Origin of the sequence: Corallococcus sp. AB018 (genome assembly GCF_003986945.1) — a bacterium.
GTDB classification, from domain to species: Bacteria; Myxococcota; Myxococcia; order Myxococcales; family Myxococcaceae; genus Corallococcus; species Corallococcus exiguus.
Map to the genome: position 1 here is coordinate 91,028 of NZ_RAWR01000003.1, position 17,055 is coordinate 108,082.

Consider the following 17,055-nt stretch of genomic DNA (forward strand, 5'->3'; position numbering starts at 1 on the left):
AGCCGGTTGAAGTTCCGGACGAATGCACGCGGCATGACGCTGCTGGAGATAATGGTGGCCGCGACGCTCACGGCCATCGTCCTGGCGGCGGCCACGGCGCTGCTGCTGGCGGGCGGGCGCGTGGTGCACAACACGGAGCATGTGGCGGACAGCCACGACCACGCGCGGCTCGCGGGCGAAACGCTGCTGTCGGCGGTGCGCCAGGCCGGCGCGGGCATGTCCGAGGGCCTCTGGGTGGTGTCCGGCGGCACGCCCCTGCGCATCAACTCCGTCTTCGGCGGGGATGGCGCGGGCACGGGCGTGCTCGCCGCCACCACGACCGGCAACGCGCCGGGCACGAACGGCAGCGACGACCTGTGGCTGGTGGTGCCGGACCGCAACTACCTGGGCCGCGACTGCGCGCCGGGCGCGGCGATGACGGTGGTGAAGCCGGGCACCGGCGCCCTGGAGGTCAACTGCGCGGGCACGCTCTCCGGCACCGCGCCCGCCAATCCCATGCTGGTGGCCAGCAACATGAAGAGCGCCGCGCTGCTCACCCAGACGTCGGTGACGAGCAGCCCGCCCACGGCCACGGTGAACTACCTGGAGACCGGCGTGTCGGGCTTCTCCAACGCGCCCCACAAGGGCGGCTTCCAGAAGGGCGACCTGGTGTACCCCGTGCGGCTCCTGCACTTCTTCATCGGCACGAACGCGAACAACGGCCGCAAGGCGCTGATGCGCGCGGAGGGCATCCCCGGCAGCGACGTGTCCGGGCGCCCCTTCGTGGACATGGCCGACCCGGTGGTGGTGCAGGACTACGTGGAGGACTTCCAGGTGACGTTCGGCATCGACGCCACCAACACGGGCGACCCCACCCGCTACGACTTCCAGAACGGCCTCAGGCCCGAGTACACGCCGGGCCTGCGCTCGGTGCGCATCAGCGTGGTGGCCACCGGCCGCTCGCCCCGGCGCGACACGCAGAACAAGGACGTCCTGACCGAGGACCTGCCCATCGCGGTGGAGAACCACACCCCGCCCGCGGCCCCCGCGGACGGATACTTCCGCAGCCTCTTCTCCCGCCGGGCGGAGCTGCCCAACCTGGCCGCCGCCAGCCTGTGAGTCCATCCTCCGTGAGGCCCTCCGCCATGTCCCCACGCGCTTCGTCCCGTTCCCCCCGCGGCGCCACGCTGCTGCTCGTCGTGCTGCTCGTCACCGTGCTCCTGGGCCTGGTGGCGGGCGTGATGTCCTACGCCAGCAGCGAGCGCACGCGCGCCGTGACGTCCAGCCGCGCGGGCCAGCGTCAGGGCTGCGCGGAGAGCGGCCTGCAACTGGCGCGCGGCTACTTCGGCCGCAACTACGCCCAGTGGAACACCTTCCTGAGCACGCCGGACGCCTACGACCCCATCGCCTCGCCCACCAACACCGCGCCCGCCAACCCGCGCACCGCCGCCGGCCGCGCGGCCATCAAGACGGTCAACCCCGCGCTGTTCGCGGACCTGGACGGCGACGGCAAGGACGACGTGTACCTCTACATCCGGGACAACGAGGACGAGTTCAAACCGCTCGCCCCGGAGTGGAACCGCGACAATGATCAACAGGTGGTGGTGGGCGCCATCTGCATCAGCGAGACGCTGATTCCGCGCCGGGGTGGCAACAACCAGCAGGACCCCAGCGCGCTCGCCGTGGAGGGCATCCTCCAGTACAACGGCGGCGGCCACGCCTACACGGCGCAGACGGCGGGCGGCACGGGCTCCGGCAACCTCAACCATTGAGCCGTCCGCGGGGCGTGAGAAGCTTCCGCCCATGCCCACGCTCGAAGACGCCATCGCCCTGGCGGTGGCCGCGCACCAGGGTCAGCGCGACAAGGCAGGACAGCCCTACATCCTCCACCCCATGCGGGTGATGCTGCGCCTCGCCTCCGACGCGGAGCGCACCGTGGCCATCCTCCACGACGTGGTGGAGGACACGCCGTACACGCTGGAGCGCCTGCGCGGCATGGGCTACCCGGAGGACGTGCTGTCCGCCCTGGACTGCCTGACGAAGCGCGAGGGCGAAAGCTACGAGGCCTTCATCGAACGGCTGCGTCCCCACCCCCTGGCCCGCCGCGTGAAGCTGGCGGACCTGGAGGACAACATGGACGTGCGCCGCCTGAAGGACGTGACGCCGAAGGACGCCGAGCGCCTGTCGCGCTACGTGGCCGCCTGGACGCGCCTGCGCGCGGAGTAGCCGCCAGAAAGACGACGGCCCGGCGACCCTCCCGAGAAGCGAGGGCGGCCGGGCCGCGAAACCAGCGGGTGCTGTCCGCTACGCCTTGGCGAGCTGCCGCAGCACGTACTGGAGGATGCCGCCGTTGCGGTAGTAGTCGAGCTCGTTGGGCGTGTCGATGCGGCACACCGCGGTGAACTCGATGGGGCCCTTCTCACCAACGGCCTTCACGGTGAGCTTCTTCTGCGGCGAGAGGCCGTCCGCGACGCCGGTGATTTCGAACGTCTCGTGGCCGGTGAGGCCCAGCGACTGCGCGTCCTGGCCCGCCTCGAACTGAAGGGGCAGCACGCCCATGCCCACGAGGTTGGAGCGGTGGATGCGCTCGAAGCTCTTCGCGATGACGGCCTTCACGCCCAACAGCTGCGTGCCCTTGGCCGCCCAGTCGCGGCTGGAGCCCGTGCCGTACTCGGCGCCGGCCAGCACCACGAGCGGGATGTTGTCCGCCTGGTACTTCATGGACGCGTCGTAGATGCTCATCCGCTCACGCGTGGGGATGTGCACCGTGACGCCGCCCTCCACGCCCGGGACCAGGAGGTTCCTCAAGCGGATGTTGGCGAAGGTGCCGCGCACCATCACCTCGTGGTTGCCGCGGCGCGCGCCGTAGGAGTTGAAGTCCTTGGGCTCCACGCCCTCCGCCATGAGGTACTTCGCCGCGGGGCTCGTCTTGGCGATGTTGCCCGCCGGGGAGATGTGGTCCGTCGTGACGGAGTCACCCAGGAGCGCCAGCACGCGCGCGCCCTTGATGTCCTGCACGGCCTTGGGCTCCTTCGGGAGGTTCTCGAAGAAGGGCGGCTTGCGCACGTAGGTGGACTTCTCATCCCACTTGAACGTGGAGCCCTTGCCCACCGGCAGCTGCTGCCAGAGCGTGTCGCCTTCCATGGCGTTCGCGTACTGGCTGCGGAACTGCTCCGGCTTCACGGCCGTGCGGATGGTCTCCTTGATCTCCTCGTTGGACGGCCAGATGTCCTTGAGGAACACCGGGCGGCCGTTGGGGTCCGTGCCCAGCGGCTCGTTGTCCAGGTCGCGGCCCACTTCACCGGCCAGCGCGTACGCCACCACGAGCGGGGGGCTCGCCAGGTAGTTCATGCGCACGTGCGGGTTGATGCGGCCCTCGAAGTTGCGGTTGCCGGACAGCACCGCCGCCACCACCAGGTCGCCCTCCACCACCGCGTTGGACACGGACTCCGGCAGCGGGCCGGAGTTGCCGATGCAGGTGGTGCAGCCGTAGCCCACGACGTGGAAGCCCACGGCCTCCAGGTAGGGCAGCAGGCCCGCGTCGCGCAGGTATTCGGTCACCACGCGGCTGCCCGGGGCCAGGGACGTCTTCACCCAGGGCTGCGGCTTGAGGCCCTTCTCCACGGCATTCTTCGCCAGGATGCCCGCGGCCACCAGCACGGCCGGGTTGGACGTGTTGGTGCAGGAGGTGATGGACGCGATGACCACCGCGCCATGGCCCACCTGGTAGCTCTGCTTGCCCGCCTTCACGGTGACGGACTGGGCCAGCCGCTCCGGGGCCACCGGGGCCGCGGGGGCCTTCGCGCCCTTGGGACCCTCGTCGTCCTCGCCCTTGCTCTTGCCGGCGGACAGCATCTCCACGAGCGACGCCTCGTACCCGGCCTTCATGTCCTTCAGGGGCACGCGGTCCTGCGGACGCTTGGGGCCCGCCAGGCTGGGCACCACGGCGGCCAGGTCCAGCCCCAGCGTGTCGCTGAAGAGGGGCTCCTGGGCGCCGGCGTTGAGCCACAGGCCCTGCTCCTTCGCGTACGCCTCCGTCAGCGCCACCACGTCATCCGGGCGGCCGGTGAAGCGCAGGTAGTTGCAGCTCTCCTCGTCCACCGGGAAGAAGCCGATGGTGGCGCCGTACTCCGGGGCCATGTTCGCGATGGTGGCGCGGTCCGGCAGCGACAGCGCCTTCAGGCCCTCGCCGTAGAACTCCACGAACTTGCCGACGACGCCCTTCTTGCGAAGCATCTGCGTGACGGTGAGCACCAGGTCCGTGGCCGTGGCGCCCGCGGGCAGCTTGCCGGTGAGCTTGAAGCCCACCACCTGCGGAATCAGCATCGTGATGGGCTGTCCCAGCAGCGCCGCCTCCGCCTCGATGCCGCCCACGCCCCAGCCCACCACGCCCAGGCCGTTGATCATCGTGGTGTGGCTGTCCGTGCCCACCAGCGTGTCCGGGTACACGGTGCTGCCCTGGCGGAACGTCACCTGCGCCAGGAACTCCAGGTTCACCTGGTGGCAGATGCCGATGTCCGGCGGCACCACGCCAAAGCCCTTGAACGCGCTCTGGCCCCAGCGCAGGAAGGCGTAGCGCTCGCGGTTGCGCTCGAACTCCAGCTCCGCGTTCTCCTTGAAGGCCGCGGTGGTGGCGAACGAATCAATCTGCACCGAGTGGTCGATGACCAGGTCCGCCGGGTTGCGCGGATTGATTTTCGCGGGATCACCGCCCATGGCGGCGAGCGCCTCGCGCATGGCGGCCATGTCCACGACGGCGGGCACGCCGGTGAAGTCCTGGAGCAGCACGCGCGCGGGGTGGAAGGAGATCTCCGTCTCCGGGGCCGCCTTGGGGTCCCAGGCGAGCATCTTCTCGATGTGCTCGCGCTTGACGACGCGGCCGTCCTCGTTGCGCAGCAGGTTCTCCAGCAGCACCTTCAGCGAGAACGGGAGGCGGTTGACCGCCGGGTGGGCCTTCGCCAGCGTGGCCAGGCTGAAATAGTCGTAGGTCGCCGAGCCCACCTTGAGCTGGGCCTTGGTGCCGAAACTGTCCGTCATGTGCGTTGCCGTCCTTCCGTGCCGGAATGACGCAACTTCTAGGCGTGTCCCCCCCGGCATGCAAAGGGTTCCTGCACTGCGTTGAAGGCGGTGGACGGTTGGTTCCGACCCCGGGCTTACAGCCCCGCTCAGAGCACCTTGCGGAAGAAGTACAGCACCCGCTCCACGGCCTTCTGCCAGAGGGGACGGCGGCGGAAGACGGCCAGGTCCACCTCGCGACAGTTGCCGCAATCCAGGCGGAACGAGTCCTCCAGGTCGCGACCCAGCCGGGGGTCCGCGAAGACGGCGTTGACCTCGTGGTTGAAGGCCAGTGACAACCGCTCCAGGTTGAACGACCCGATGGTGCCCCACACGCCGTCCACCACGGCTGTCTTGGCGTGCAGCACGCCCCGGCGCCACTCGAAGATGCGGATGCCGGCGTCCATCAGCGGCTCGTAGAAGGCGCGCGTCGCATGCTCGAGGAACGGGTGGTCGCTCTTGCCCCCGTTGAGCAGCAGGCTCACCTCCACGCCCCGCTTCGCCGCGTCCTTGAGCGCGGCCACCATGCGCCGGTCCGGCACGAAGTAGCCCGCGGCGATGAGCACGCTGGCCCGCGCGCGCTGGATGGCGTGCAGGTACGCGCGGTGGATGCTGCGGCGGCTGGACAGCACCGCCAGTCCCACGTCGCCCTTCTGGGGGCGGGCCTCCAGCGCCTGGGCCCCGCCGCGGATCCGCCGGCGCAGCCGGCTCAGGCGGTCGCGGAACATCATCCGCCACGTGGCCAGGAAGCGCCGCTCCAGCTCATGCACCGCGGGGCCTTCAATCCGCAGCACGTCGTCGCGCCACGCCACGCCCTGCCCCTCCGGGGCCCAGTGCGCCGCGATGTTCACCCCGCCCGTGAAGGCCACCGTGCCGTCCACCACCAGAATCTTGCGGTGGTCCCGGCGCAGCAGGTGTCGCAGCCCGCGCTGGAGGCTGAAGGGTTTGAAGGCCCGCACGTCCACGCCGCGCTGGCGCAGGCCCTCGAAGAAGCTCCTACGGCTGGTCCACGAGCCCACCGCGTCGTAGAGCACCTTCACGTGCACGCCGCGCTCGGCGGCCTCCGCCAGCGCCTGGCCGAAGAGCTCGCCCACCGCGTCGGTGACGAACATGTACGTCTCCAGGCGGATGGAGCGGCGCGCCCGGCGGATGGCCTCCAGCATCTCCGGGTAGGCCTCCACGCCGTCGCGCAGGAGCCGGCACGCATTGCCCTGGAGGGTGGTGTGGCGCCGCGGCAGGTAGTACCGGGCGAGCAGGCGCCGCGACACCCCGGCGCTCCACACCGGGCCATGCTCCGGCACCGGTCCCGGCGAGCGCGCCGCTGGAACCAATCCCTCCGTCCGCCCGTCCTCCCCCGCCAGCTCACGCATCACCCCACTCAGGGTGGGAACGGAGGGAGGGACCGGCAACCCGGACGGGCCCCGCCCGCCTCCCTGGCGGGGTTGCACCGTCCAGTAGACGACGGCTCGCTACAGGCCGAACTCGACGCGCTTGTTCTCCGCGCGCGTGGCGCACGGCTGGTCGTACTCGGGGAAGTACTCGCGCATGTGGTCCAGCGTGGAGGCGGCCTGCTTGAAGTGGCCCTGGTTGTAGTAGCCCTCCACCTCCAGCAGCAGCTTGGAGCAGGTGCGATCCAACTCCTGCTGGGCGCGCTTCATGAACTCCTGCGCCTCGAAGTAGAGGTCCGGCTTGGGGTCCGGGTGGGCCTCCAGCATCAGCCACGCCTCGCGAAAGGACTTCCACGCCTCGTAGCGGTTGCGCGCGCCGATGTCCGGCGTGTCGAAGTTCTTGCGGCCCTTCTTGAAGGACTCGTTGGCCGTCTGCACCAGTTGCTGCGTGGACAGCTGCTCCGGCAGCAGCGCGCGCTCCACCCAGACGTTCCACACGCGCCAGGTGTCCTCGCCCGGCGGGTTGCGGGTGTTGTCGAAGATGATGCGGTTGGGCTCGCCCTTGCGCAGCTGCTGGGGCGGAATCATCAGCTCCAGCGAGCGCTCCTGGCTGGCCAGCGTGTCCGGGGGCACCTTGCCCACGTCCACGCCGTTGACGCTCACCACCACCTCGTCCTTGGAGATGCCCTGGGCCTGGTAGTGGAGGATGACCACCGCGCGCGTCGCGGCGACGAACTCCCACTCGAAGACCTTCATGTCCGGCCGGTTCCAGGTGACGCCGTCGCCCAGGCCGAACGAGTCCGTGATGGGCTGGTTGGACAGGCGCACGGGCTCCTCGCCCTTCTGCACCTGGGTGTCGCCGCCCAGCACCAGCCAGTACATGAGGGCGAAGAGGCCCAGCACCACCACGCCGCCGCCGGCCATCACGCCCGCGCGGACCTTGGAGCTCGCCTCCGCCCAGAACAGGCGCAGGTTGGCCACCAGGCCCGGCGTCTCACGGCGGATGCGGGCGCGCTCGGCGGCGGACAGGCCACCACCGCCACTGCTGCTGCTGGCGCCACCGGCGCGGGGCGTGCGGGCCACGGCGCGGGAGGACTGGGAACCGGTGCGGCGCGCGGGCGGGGGCGCGGGAGCGGGCTTTTCGATGGCCGCCGGGGCGTCCTCTTGCGGAGGCGGCTCCTGCGGTACGGCGCGCTGGGCGTTGGAGGTGGGCCGGCGGATGGCGCGCATGTTCATGCGCGTGGACTCCGCCCGGATGCCCTGCAGGTCCTCCTCGTCCGCGCCCTCCGGCACGAGCGAGGCGGCGGCCTTCTTGTTGCGCTGCTTGCGCAAGGAGTCGATGGAGACGATGCGCGTGCTGTTGGCGCCGTCCTCCGCGGGCTTCTCGTCCTCGCCGGTGGTCGCTTCCTCCGCGGCGATCGCGAAGAGGAACGTCACCGGGCCCAGCGTGAGCGTGTCGCCGTCCGTCAGCGTCTGCTTCTGCACGGCCGCGCCGTTGATGAGCGTCCCGTTGGCGCTCTTCTGGTCCTCCACCGCGTAGCCGCCTCCGTCCTGGAAGATGCGGCAGTGGCGGCGGGAGATACCAGGGTCGTACAGCACCACGTCGCACTCGGAGGTGCGCCCGATGAGCACGGAGTCCTGGTCGAAGACGAACTCCTTGCCGGCGTCTTTTCCCTCGGAGATCGTCAGTTGGAAGGCCATGTCGTCCTAGGAGCCTATCGAGGCATGTACGGCTCGGGCAACGGCGGCGCGCGCGCTCGCCGGCTCCAGCACTTCCGCCTCTCCACCGAAGGATAGCACCCACTGCGTGAGCCAGCGCTCACTGTCTCCGGCCACCCGCACCTCCACCCCTCCGTCAGCAAGCGGGCGGGCGTCCTGGCCGAAGCGCTCCTTCACGTAGGGTGCCGCCGTGGGGGTGAAGCGCACCCGGACGGAGGCCTCGCTGGCGCCGCGGGCCGGGTTGGGCACGTCCGCGCGGGCGTCCGGCGGGGGCTGGAAGGCCGTGGTGGTGACGGCCAGGTCCTCCATGCGGTCCAACCGGAACAGGCGTGCGTCCTGGCGGGTGTGGCAGAAGCCCTGGAGGTACCACTGGCCCCGGTGGCTGAGCAGCTCGTAGGGGCGGACCCGGCGCGGTTCCGCCGGGCGGCCGGGGCTGGCGTAGCCGAACGTCACCTCCAGCCGCTCCAGAATGGCCCGGGTGATGGGCCCCAGCGCCGGGGGCGCGTCCGCGGAGGCGTCGATCTTCCGGTACATGTCCCGGAAGCGCTCGCGGGCGGCGGGCGGGATGATGTTCTCCAGCTTGGTGAGGGCGCTCTGGAGCGCGTCGCCGGTGGCCGGGCGCAACAGCTCCGCCGCGGCGGCCAGGGCGGCGGCCTCGCCCGCGGTCAGCCGGGGCGGCGCGAACAGGCGCTGATCCAGGTCCACGTAGACGCGGTCGTTGTCCACGTAGATGTCGATGTAGTCGTCCGGGTTGAAGGGCGGCCGGCCCACGCAGGTGAGCAGGTCCAGTTCCTCCAGCAGGTCCTCGCGGCTGATGTTGAGGGCCTTGGCCAGGGCCTCCACGGTGACGCCGGGGTGCTTCGAAACGTAGGGGACGAGGAACAGCAGGCGGCGCAGCCGCTCATGGACGTTGCTCATGCGCTCACCCGCTGACCTTCCACCGGCGCGTGCTTCGCCAGGATGTTCGCGGCCATCCGCTCCAGGCGCTCGCGCGCCTCCGGAGGCCCCTCCACACGGCAGTCCTGCCCCAGCGACAGGACGAAGCGCGTCAGCCCGTCCAGGAACGTCACCGGGAAGCGGGCCCGCACCACGCCCTCCGACACCGGCTCCAACGCCGCGCCCGGGAACAGCGAGCCCGCGCGCGAGGCCTGCGTCCCCGTCAGCTGGAGCGTCACCTCCAGCGGTTCATGGAAGCGGTACTGCCAGGGGAAGTACGCCACGTGGGCGTCCAGCGAGAAGTCCGCCGGCACCTCGAAGTCCGGCGTGCGCGGCCGGGCGGTGTTCACCTTCAGCTCGCGGATGCGGTGGACATGGAAGGTGCGCAGGCCCTGGCGCAGGTGGCAGTAGCCCACCAGCGTCCACACGCCGCGCCGCAGCGCCAGGCCGTACGGGTCCACGCGCCGCTCCGTGACGCCGTCCTTGCGGGGGCTGCCGTAGGTCAGCTGCACCCACTTGTGGGCGGAGCACGCATCCCAGAGCTGCTCCAGGCGGGCGGAGACCTCCTTCTCCTGGCCCTGCTGGCCGGTGCCCAGCTCCATGCGCACACGCGGGGTGGGCAGGGATTCGCCGGCGAAGAAGCCGATTTTGCGCAGCGCGTGAGCCAGGTCGTCGCGGCCGGGGAACGCGCCGGACGCCAGCGCGGCGGACCCGGCGGCGTAGAGCACGGCCAGCTCCTCCTTCGTGAGGTCCGCCTCCGGCAGGTAGTAGACGTTGCGGTCGACGAGGTAGCCGTCGCGCCGCTCGTCGTCCCCCTGCACGTAGCTCAGCGGGAAGCCCAGCTCGACGAGCTCCGCCTTGTCGCGCTCGAATTTGCGCTCCGCGGCATCATCCGAGCCACCGTAGTCAGCGGGGAAGTGCTCACGCAGCTCGGCCCACGAGATGGGTTCCCGCGCGTCGAGCAACAGTGCCACGAGATCAAGGATGCGTTCCGTGCGGTCCATTCAGGTGATCGGTGACCATGGCGGACAGGACCCGGGAGATCAAGAGACCGGGGACTTCCGGGGTGGGAGAAAGGGGCAGGCCTGGAAACGAACAGAAAGGGAACAGCGGAGGGCACTGGCTCCGTCCAAGGGGGGATAGCCGCCCCAACCTGAACAGGCAAGCAGGTACCATCATGTACCCCTCGTTTCGTCCGCAAGCCAGCAGACAACCCCGGGTGTGGGGCTCGCACTCGGGGCGCGTCTGGGTTATTCCTTGGCCATTGTCGATTTGGGTGAGAAGCGACAGCGGGCCTCCTGGAGGCTTTGCTGGCTGCCGTGGGGCCGACGCGGCGGACCGATGCTTTGACGAGGGCTCGACCATGGACCGCACCTCCCTGCTGAAGAAGTGGCTTCCCGGGCTGGCGCTGGTGCTGCTGGCCTTCGTCTCCGCCCCGGCGCACGCCCGCTCCGAACCGCTCTACTTCGCGCTGGAGGTCCGGCGCGACGGCCGGCTGATCGCCCAGCCCAAGCTGCTGGGTGAAGCGGGCCGCACCCTTCGCGCCGAGCGCCGCCGTCCGGGCGCGACCGTGCCGGACTACCGGCTGGTGCTCACGCCCAAGGGCGAGGGCGACTCGTTCCAGCTCCAGGTGGACCTGTCCCTGCCGGAAGGGGAAGGCCACTCGCAGCTCGCCCTGCTGCACGGCCAGGAGCGCAAGCTCCAGCTGGGCCGGGTGCCTGGGGAGCTGGAGGTTTCGCTGCTCCTGATGAAGGTGGACTCCCCGGAGTTCCGCGCGCTGATGCGCCTGACGGAGCCGGCGACCGGCACGGTGAAGTCCGTCTCCTGCTCCATCTAGGCGGCCTTTGCGTGGACCGCGGCTACAGCACCGCCAGGTCGTCGCGGTGCACCGCTTCATCCAGGTAGCGGTAGCCCAGCACCGCCTCGATGTCCGTGCTCCGCCGCCCGGCGATGCGCCTGAGTTCGTTGGCGTCGTAGGTGGACAGGCCCCGCGCGAACACCGTCCCGGCCGAGTCCGTCAGGTCCACCGGGTCTCCCCGGCCGAAGTCCCCCTCCACGCCCGTCACGCCGCTGGGCAGCAGGCTGCGCTTGCCGGTGACGATGGCCTCCTTCGCGCCCGCGTCCACCACCAGCCGGCCCCGGGGCCGGAGCGCGTGGGCGATCCACGCGGTGCGCGCGCTGCGGCGTCCGGCGGGCTCGAAGAGCGTGCCCACGGCGTCCCCCTGGAGCACGCCACGCAGGCGGCCGGGCACCGCGCCGGAGGTGATGACGCAGGGGATGCCCAGCTCCGCGGCGCGAGCGGCGGCGCGCACCTTGGACGCCATGCCTCCCGTGCCCACCTCGCTGCTGGCGTCGCCAGCCAGGGCCAGCACGTCCGCGGTGACGCGCGGCACGGCGGGCATCAGGCGGGCTTCGGCGTCCTTGCGCGGGTCGGCGGTGTAGAGGCCCTCCACGTCCGACAGGAGGACCAGCGCGTCCGCCTCCACCACGCCGGCCACCAGGCTCGCCAGCGTGTCGTTGTCGCCGAACTTCAGCTCGTCCACGGACACGGTGTCGTTCTCGTTGATGACCGGCACCACGCCCGCGGCCAGCAGGCGCTCCAGCGTGTGCTTCACGTTGAGGTAGCGGCGGCGCTCCTGCACGTCCTCGTGGGTGAGCAGCACCTGGGCCACCGTCCGGGCCGCGTGACCGAACGCCTCCTCGTACGCCTGCATCAGGCGGCTCTGCCCCACCGCCGCGCACGCCTGCTTGCCTGGGATGTCCCGGGGGCGCGCGGGCAGCCCCAGCCGCTCCATGCCCAGCGCGATGGCGCCGCTGGACACCACCACCAGCTCCCGGCCCCCGGCGGCCCACAGCAGGTCCTGCCCCAGCGCGTCGAAGTGGGCACGGTTGAAGCGGCCCGTGGCGCTCGTCAGCGCGTTGGTCCCAATCTTCACCACCACGCGGCGGGCCCCGCGCAAGGCGTTGCGTGCGGAATCAGTCACAGGGGCAGCGTAGGCTGGAACGGGAAAGGACGCGCGTGGCCGGTTGTTCACCAGGCTGCGAGACACACCGGCTGGGGGGCTTTGTCATGAAACGCGGGTGGCCCCAGTCCATCCAATGCCTTGAATGCAGCGCGGGTCGTTCGATGTCCGCGCCAGGAGAAACGGTTTGAAGGAAATCTTCGGCAACACCCTGGGCCTGAAGTCGAGCGAGCAGCAGCGGCTGCGCAACACCTTCCGCCGCCGCGTGGATCCGCGCGAAATCGTGTCCGCGGAGCTTGCCCGCCACCTCACCGAGCTGTCGCACGAGCTCAACCGTCAGGTGGGCGTCCTCATCAACCGCAAGGGCGACATCGAGCACGTCGTGGTGGGCAACGCGCACAAGCTGGAGCTGCCGGACATCGGCCGTGCGCGCGCCGGACAAATCCGTCTGCGTGGCCTGCGGCTGGTGCACACGCACCTGAAGAGCGAACCCCTGACGAAGGACGACCTCACGGACCTCGCGCTCCTGCGCCTGGACTGCGTGGCGGCCGTGGGCGTGGGCAACGAAGGCCTGCCCGGCGTGCTGCACTGGGCCTACCTGGTGCCGGAGAACGGCGCGGGCGAGTTCTGGCACGTGTCCACCCTGCCCTCCGTGCACGTGGATCAGCCGGACCTGCTGTCCACGCTGGACGCGCTGGAGGAGGAGTTCAACCGCAAGGCCGCCGCGCGCACGGTGTCCGGGAAGGAGCGCGCCATCCTGGTGGCGGTGTGCCTGGACGGCAACCGCGCCCGGGCGGAGTCCTCACTCGCGGAGCTGAAGGAGCTGGCGCGCACCGCGGGCGTGGAGGTGGTGGACAGCGTGCTCCAGATGAAGCGCGAAGCGGATCCGCGCTACCTCATCGGCCGGGGCAAGCTGGAGGACCTGAACCTGCGCTCCATGCAGTCCATGGTGGACCTGCTCATCTTCGACAAGGACCTCACCCCGTCGCAGGGCCGCCACATCGGAGATGCGACGAGCCTCAAAATCCTGGACCGCACGCAGCTCATCCTGGACATCTTCGCCCAGCGCGCGCAGACGGCCGAGGGCAAGCTGCAGGTGGAGCTGGCGCAGCTGAAGTACCGGCTGCCCCGGCTGGTGCAGGGGGATGACTCGCTCAGCCGCCTCATGGGCGGTGGCGTGGGCGGCCGCGGCCCGGGTGAGACGAAGCTCGAAATCGACCGTCGCCGCGTGCGCGAGCGCATCACCAACCTGGAGCGCCGCATCGACGTCATCAGCCGCGAGCGCAGCGTCCGCCGGGCGCAGCGCAACCGGCGCGAGGTGCCGGTCATCTCCATCGTGGGCTACACCAACGCGGGCAAGTCCACGCTGCTCAACGCCATCACCAACGCGGAGGTGCTGGCGGAGGACAAGCTGTTCGCCACGCTGGACCCCACGAGCCGGCGGCTGCGCTTCCCGCAGGAGCGCGAGGTCATCATCACCGACACGGTGGGCTTCATCCGGGACCTGCCCAAGGACCTGGTGGCGGCCTTCCGCGCCACGCTGGAGGAGCTGTACGACGCAAGCCTCCTGTTGCACGTGGTGGACGCGAGCGACCCGGCGCGCGACGACCAGGTGGAGGCGGTGGAGAAGATCCTCGCCTCGCTGGGTTTGATGGAGAAGCCGCGCCTGATGGTGTGGAACAAGGCGGACCAGCTGTCCGCGGACGAGGTGGAGTCGCTCTTGCGCTCCCTGGGCGGCGTGGCCATCAGCGCGGTGAAGCGCGAGGGCCTGTCCACGCTCCTGGCCAAGGCGGACATCACCCTGTTCGCCGAGGGTGCGTCCGAGTCCATCGGCGTCGTCTGACGGTGGGCGGGTTGTCGGCGCGGGGGCCCTCCCCGTAGAGTCGGGGGGCCTTGGCTCCCGCGCTGAAACTGCTCATCCCTTTGTTGACGGCCCAAATCGAAGGCCTGCCCGGACAGGACTCCGGGCCGGACTACGACCGGCCCGTCTCGTCCATCACCACCGGCTACATCGAGCTGCTCGAGAAGAACAGCCACATCGTCTACCCGGTCATCGCCGTGGTGACGCTGCTGCTCATCGGCTGGGGCATCCTGTCCGCGTGGAGAACGCAGGACATCGACGGCCTGCAGAAGAACGAGTTCAAGCGCGCCATCATCAACCAGCTGCGCAGCAACATCAGCGGCATGCCCGGCGACATGCTGGGCCGCACCATCGGGTTGGACCGGCTCAAGACGAACCGCCTGCTAGAGGAGATGCAGACGGAAGGGCTTGTGCTCAGCCACACGAACTCGGAGCGGCTCACCGTGTGGCGCGTGCGCGGCGCGGGCCCCGAAGCGAAGCCGCGCCGCTACTAGGACGTGTCCGCAAATAGTTCGAGGGGAGCTGGGTGTTAGGAGGGCATGAGCCGAGGAGAGCTGACGGACGCCCAATGGGAGCGGCTGGCAGGACTGCTGCCGCCCCAGAAACCCGCGCGGGGCCGACCGAACAAGGACCACCGCGAAGTGCTCGACGGAATCCTCTGGGTGCTGCGCACCGGAGCGCCCTGGCGCGACATGCCTCGGGAGCAGTTCGGCAGTTGGAAGACGCTCAGCAGCCGATTCTACCGCTGGCAGGAGGCAGGCATCTGGGCGCGAGTGCTGCGGCAGTTGCAGGCCGAAGCGCACGAGGATGAGCACCTGGACTGGACGCTGCACTTCCTGGACGCCAGCGTCATTCGCGCCCACCAGCACGCAGCCGGCGCACGCGGCACGCCGGTAAAAGGGGGGAGGCCGAAGCGCTGGGCCGCAGCCAGGGAGGCTTTTCAACCAAGCTGCACGTCCGGGCGGAGGGCCAGGGGCGGCCGCTCGTCTTCGAGCTGACGGCAGGCCAGCGCCATGAGACGCAGGCCTTTGAGGCGCTGATGGCGGGTGGCAGCGTGCCGCGCGCGCACTCGCCGGGTGCGCCACGCCGCTTGCCCGACGCCCTCGCGGCGGACAAAGGCTACAGCTACCCCAGCCTCCGCGCCTGGTGCCGCGAGCATGGGGTGCACGCCATCATCCCCACTCGCTCGGACCAGCCCCGGCAGCGCACCTTCCGGCGCGCGGCCTACCGCAAGCGCTGCCGGGTGGAGTGTCTCTTCAATCGCTTGAAGCAGAACCGGCGGGTGGCGACGCGCTATGAGAAGCGCGCCGCCAACTATCTGGCGATGGTCCATATCGCTTCCATCCGCCTCTGGCTCTAATTTGCGGACACGCCCTAGCGCCTCGCGGCGTCTTCAGACGCCGGACAGCTCCGACTTCGGCTGGCGCGTCATCAGGTCCACGACGGCCATCTTGGCGTTCTTGCCCTCATAGGCGATGAGGTAGACCTGCTCGCAGATGGGCAACTCCACGCCCGTCTTGAGGGACAGGTCGCGCGCGCTCTTGGCGGTCTTCACGCCCTCGGCGACCTCCTTCATCTCCGCGAGGATGTCCGGCAGCTTGCGGCCCTTGCCCAGCTCCATGCCCACGTGGCGGTTGCGGCTGAGCTCGCCCGTGCAGGTGAGCACCAGGTCGCCCATGCCGGACAGGCCGGAGAGCGTCAGCGGGTTGGCGCCCTTGCGCACCGCGAGCCGCGTAATCTCCGCCAGGCCACGCGTGATGATAGCGGCCCGCGCGTTGTGGCCCATGCCCAGGCCGTCCGCCATGCCCGCGGCGATGGCGATGACGTTCTTCAGCGCGCCGCCGTACTGCACGCCCACCACGTCCGTGGACGTGTACGAGCGGAAGGTGTCCGTCTGGAGCGCCTTCTGACAGCGCTGGGCCACCTTGTCCCAGTGCGCCGCGATGGTCACCACCGTGGGCATGCGACGGGCCAGCTCCTTGGCGAAGCTGGGGCCGGAGAGCACCGCGACGTACGGGTGGAACTCCTCCGGCAGACAGTCCTCCAGCAGCTCCGTCATGGTGAGCAGCGTGCCGTTCTCGATGCCCTTGGACACCGTGACGAGCGGCACGCTCTTGGGCAGGAAGTCCTTGGCGCGCGCGAGCACCTCACGGGTGGCGTGGCTGGGCGTGGCGAGCACCACCATCTCCGAGCCGGCCAGCGCCTCCTCCAGGTCCGTGGTCGCGCGCACGCGCTCGGAGAGGGGGATGCCCTTGAGGTAGGTGGCGTTCTCGTGGCGGGTGTTGATGGCCTCCACGGTGGAGGGCTCACGGCCCCACAGACGGACTTCGTCGCAATTCACCGCGAGCACGTTGGCGAGCGCCGTTCCGAACGAACCTGCACCGATGACACTGCCGCGCATGAGCTGACCTCGGGTCGAGAGGGGGAAGGGGGATTTCAGAACAGCGTGGACACCACGCCCACGGACAGCGTGGGCATGAACTCCGCGTCCGAGGAGCGGCTGCGGAAGTCGCCACCGAACGAGACAGCGTAGGACGTCTTCTCACCCACGGGAAACTCCGCGCCCAGCCGGACGAGGACGGACGCATCCAGCTTCCACGCGGGCGGCACACCGGACAGCGGATCCTTCTGGATGGGATCCATGTCGAAGGCCATCAGTGCGCGGACATCCAGGTACGGCCGCCACGCGCGCGGGCTGTCGCCCTGGAAGGACGCCACCAGCCCCGGGGCCACGTTCCATTCGCGCCGGCCGCTCAGGTAGCGCGCGCCCTTGTCCTCGGTGTCCGGGGGACGCAGGAAGAACGCGTGGCCGCCGTCCACCACGAAGGCGAGGCTGACGTTGTCGCTGTCCAGGAGGGTGAAGCGGACGCTGGCGCGCAGCTCGGTCATCAGGCCGTAGACGGTGTCCACGCCCAGCCCCAGGTCCAGGTGCTCCAGCACACCGTACACGCCGCGCGCGGACACGAAGGGGAAGCCCAGCTCCATGCCCACGCCCGCGTGTCCGGAGCCCAGCGACCGGCCGCCGTAGAGACCGTAGCGGTTGGGGGCCTGGGGTGGAGGCGGCGGACGGGGAGCCTTGACGCGACGGTGCGCGGATGGCGGCTCGGCGAGTGGCGGCGGAGCGGCCCGGGGCGGCGGAGGCGGAGGCGGCGCG

General features: G+C 70.3%; 14 protein-coding genes and 1 pseudogene. 7 read left to right on the forward strand and 8 right to left on the reverse strand.

The window, feature by feature from the left end; genetic code table 11:
- Nucleotides 1-6: 6 nt before the first annotated feature.
- Genes D7Y11_RS01215 through D7Y11_RS01225 form a run of 3 tightly spaced genes read left to right on the forward strand, consistent with a single transcriptional unit; the run spans nt 7 to nt 2,205 of the window.
- Nucleotides 7-1,098 (forward strand): PilW family protein, encoded by a 1,092-nt coding sequence (locus D7Y11_RS01215; protein ID WP_233607161.1) that lies wholly within the window; start codon nt 7-9, stop codon nt 1,096-1,098.
- 26 nt (nt 1,099-1,124) lie between these two features.
- The gene (locus D7Y11_RS01220; RefSeq protein WP_126932818.1) at nt 1,125-1,751 is read left to right on the forward strand and encodes a hypothetical protein; all 627 of its coding nucleotides are present in this window, start codon (nt 1,125-1,127) and stop codon (nt 1,749-1,751) included.
- Between the two features lie 31 nt (nt 1,752-1,782).
- Nucleotides 1,783-2,205, forward strand: a complete 423-nt coding sequence (locus tag D7Y11_RS01225) for an HD domain-containing protein (protein WP_120576859.1) — start codon at nt 1,783-1,785, stop codon at nt 2,203-2,205.
- Nucleotides 2,206-2,283: 78 nt separating this feature from the next.
- Here the strand turns inward: D7Y11_RS01225 and acnA are convergent, their stop codons facing one another.
- The 5 genes from acnA to D7Y11_RS01250 all read right to left on the reverse strand — a co-directional run bounded on the left by acnA (nt 2,284) and on the right by D7Y11_RS01250 (nt 10,081).
- The gene (gene acnA / locus D7Y11_RS01230) at nt 2,284-5,016 is read right to left on the reverse strand and encodes an aconitate hydratase AcnA (protein ID WP_121753730.1); all 2,733 of its coding nucleotides are present in this window, start codon (nt 5,014-5,016) and stop codon (nt 2,284-2,286) included.
- A gap of 128 nt (nt 5,017-5,144) precedes the next feature.
- On the reverse strand, nt 5,145-6,404 hold the full coding sequence (locus D7Y11_RS01235; RefSeq protein WP_126932819.1) for a phosphatidylserine/phosphatidylglycerophosphate/cardiolipin synthase family protein: 1,260 nt from the start codon (nt 6,402-6,404) through the stop codon (nt 5,145-5,147).
- Nucleotides 6,405-6,503: 99 nt separating this feature from the next.
- Complete coding sequence (locus D7Y11_RS01240; protein ID WP_121753732.1) at nt 6,504-8,123, reverse strand: FHA domain-containing protein; 1,620 nt, start codon at nt 8,121-8,123, stop codon at nt 6,504-6,506.
- 6 nt (nt 8,124-8,129) lie between these two features.
- On the reverse strand, nt 8,130-9,059 hold the full coding sequence (locus D7Y11_RS01245) for a YafY family protein (protein WP_120576863.1): 930 nt from the start codon (nt 9,057-9,059) through the stop codon (nt 8,130-8,132).
- Nucleotides 9,056-10,081: a YafY family protein gene (locus D7Y11_RS01250; RefSeq protein WP_126932820.1), complete on the reverse strand. Its 1,026-nt coding sequence runs from the start codon at nt 10,079-10,081 to the stop codon at nt 9,056-9,058. Before D7Y11_RS01250 ends, D7Y11_RS01245 begins: the two co-directional genes overlap by 4 nt.
- A gap of 359 nt (nt 10,082-10,440) precedes the next feature.
- Here D7Y11_RS01250 and D7Y11_RS01255 point away from each other — a divergent pair, with 359 nt between their 5' ends.
- Complete coding sequence (locus D7Y11_RS01255) at nt 10,441-10,914, forward strand: hypothetical protein (protein WP_120576865.1); 474 nt, start codon at nt 10,441-10,443, stop codon at nt 10,912-10,914.
- A gap of 22 nt (nt 10,915-10,936) precedes the next feature.
- Here the strand turns inward: D7Y11_RS01255 and proB are convergent, their stop codons facing one another.
- Nucleotides 10,937-12,061, reverse strand: coding sequence for a glutamate 5-kinase (gene proB, locus D7Y11_RS01260; RefSeq protein ID WP_126932821.1), 1,125 nt, complete (start codon nt 12,059-12,061; stop codon nt 10,937-10,939).
- Between the two features lie 166 nt (nt 12,062-12,227).
- On the opposite strand from proB, the gene hflX reads away from it, so the two are divergent.
- The 3 genes and pseudogenes from hflX (at nt 12,228) to D7Y11_RS01275 (ending at nt 15,261) form a co-directional block, all read left to right on the forward strand.
- A complete protein-coding gene (gene hflX / locus D7Y11_RS01265) occupies nt 12,228-13,883 on the forward strand; it encodes a GTPase HflX (protein WP_199753673.1) in 1,656 nt (551 codons plus the stop codon).
- Between the two features lie 50 nt (nt 13,884-13,933).
- Nucleotides 13,934-14,395 (forward strand): hypothetical protein, encoded by a 462-nt coding sequence (locus D7Y11_RS01270; RefSeq protein WP_233605040.1) that lies wholly within the window; start codon nt 13,934-13,936, stop codon nt 14,393-14,395.
- Between the two features lie 45 nt (nt 14,396-14,440).
- A pseudogene (locus D7Y11_RS01275) lies at nt 14,441-15,261 on the forward strand (IS5 family transposase).
- 33 nt (nt 15,262-15,294) lie between these two features.
- Here the strand turns inward: D7Y11_RS01275 and D7Y11_RS01280 are convergent.
- Both D7Y11_RS01280 and D7Y11_RS01285 read right to left on the reverse strand, forming a co-directional pair.
- Nucleotides 15,295-16,302, reverse strand: a complete 1,008-nt coding sequence (locus D7Y11_RS01280; protein WP_120576868.1) for an NAD(P)H-dependent glycerol-3-phosphate dehydrogenase — start codon at nt 16,300-16,302, stop codon at nt 15,295-15,297.
- Nucleotides 16,303-16,337: 35 nt separating this feature from the next.
- On the reverse strand, nt 16,338-17,055 hold a 718-nt coding region (locus D7Y11_RS01285), incomplete at its 5' end, for a hypothetical protein (protein WP_126932823.1).

Excerpts from the sequence above, each read along its gene's own strand:
- D7Y11_RS01220 (WP_126932818.1), top strand. The coding sequence starts at position 1,125 with ATGTCCCCACGCGCTTCGTCCCGTTCCCCCCGCGGCGCCACGCTGCTG.
- D7Y11_RS01225 (WP_120576859.1), top strand. The coding sequence starts at position 1,783 with ATGCCCACGCTCGAAGACGCCATCGCCCTGGCGGTGGCCGCGCACCAG.
- acnA (WP_121753730.1), bottom strand. The coding sequence starts at position 5,016 with ATGACGGACAGTTTCGGCACCAAGGCCCAGCTCAAGGTGGGCTCGGCG.
- D7Y11_RS01235 (WP_126932819.1), bottom strand. The coding sequence starts at position 6,404 with ATGCGTGAGCTGGCGGGGGAGGACGGGCGGACGGAGGGATTGGTTCCA.
- D7Y11_RS01240 (WP_121753732.1), bottom strand. The coding sequence starts at position 8,123 with ATGGCCTTCCAACTGACGATCTCCGAGGGAAAAGACGCCGGCAAGGAG.
- D7Y11_RS01245 (WP_120576863.1), bottom strand. The coding sequence starts at position 9,059 with ATGAGCAACGTCCATGAGCGGCTGCGCCGCCTGCTGTTCCTCGTCCCC.
- D7Y11_RS01250 (WP_126932820.1), bottom strand. The coding sequence starts at position 10,081 with ATGGACCGCACGGAACGCATCCTTGATCTCGTGGCACTGTTGCTCGAC.
- D7Y11_RS01255 (WP_120576865.1), top strand. The coding sequence starts at position 10,441 with ATGGACCGCACCTCCCTGCTGAAGAAGTGGCTTCCCGGGCTGGCGCTG.
- D7Y11_RS01280 (WP_120576868.1), bottom strand. The coding sequence starts at position 16,302 with ATGCGCGGCAGTGTCATCGGTGCAGGTTCGTTCGGAACGGCGCTCGCC.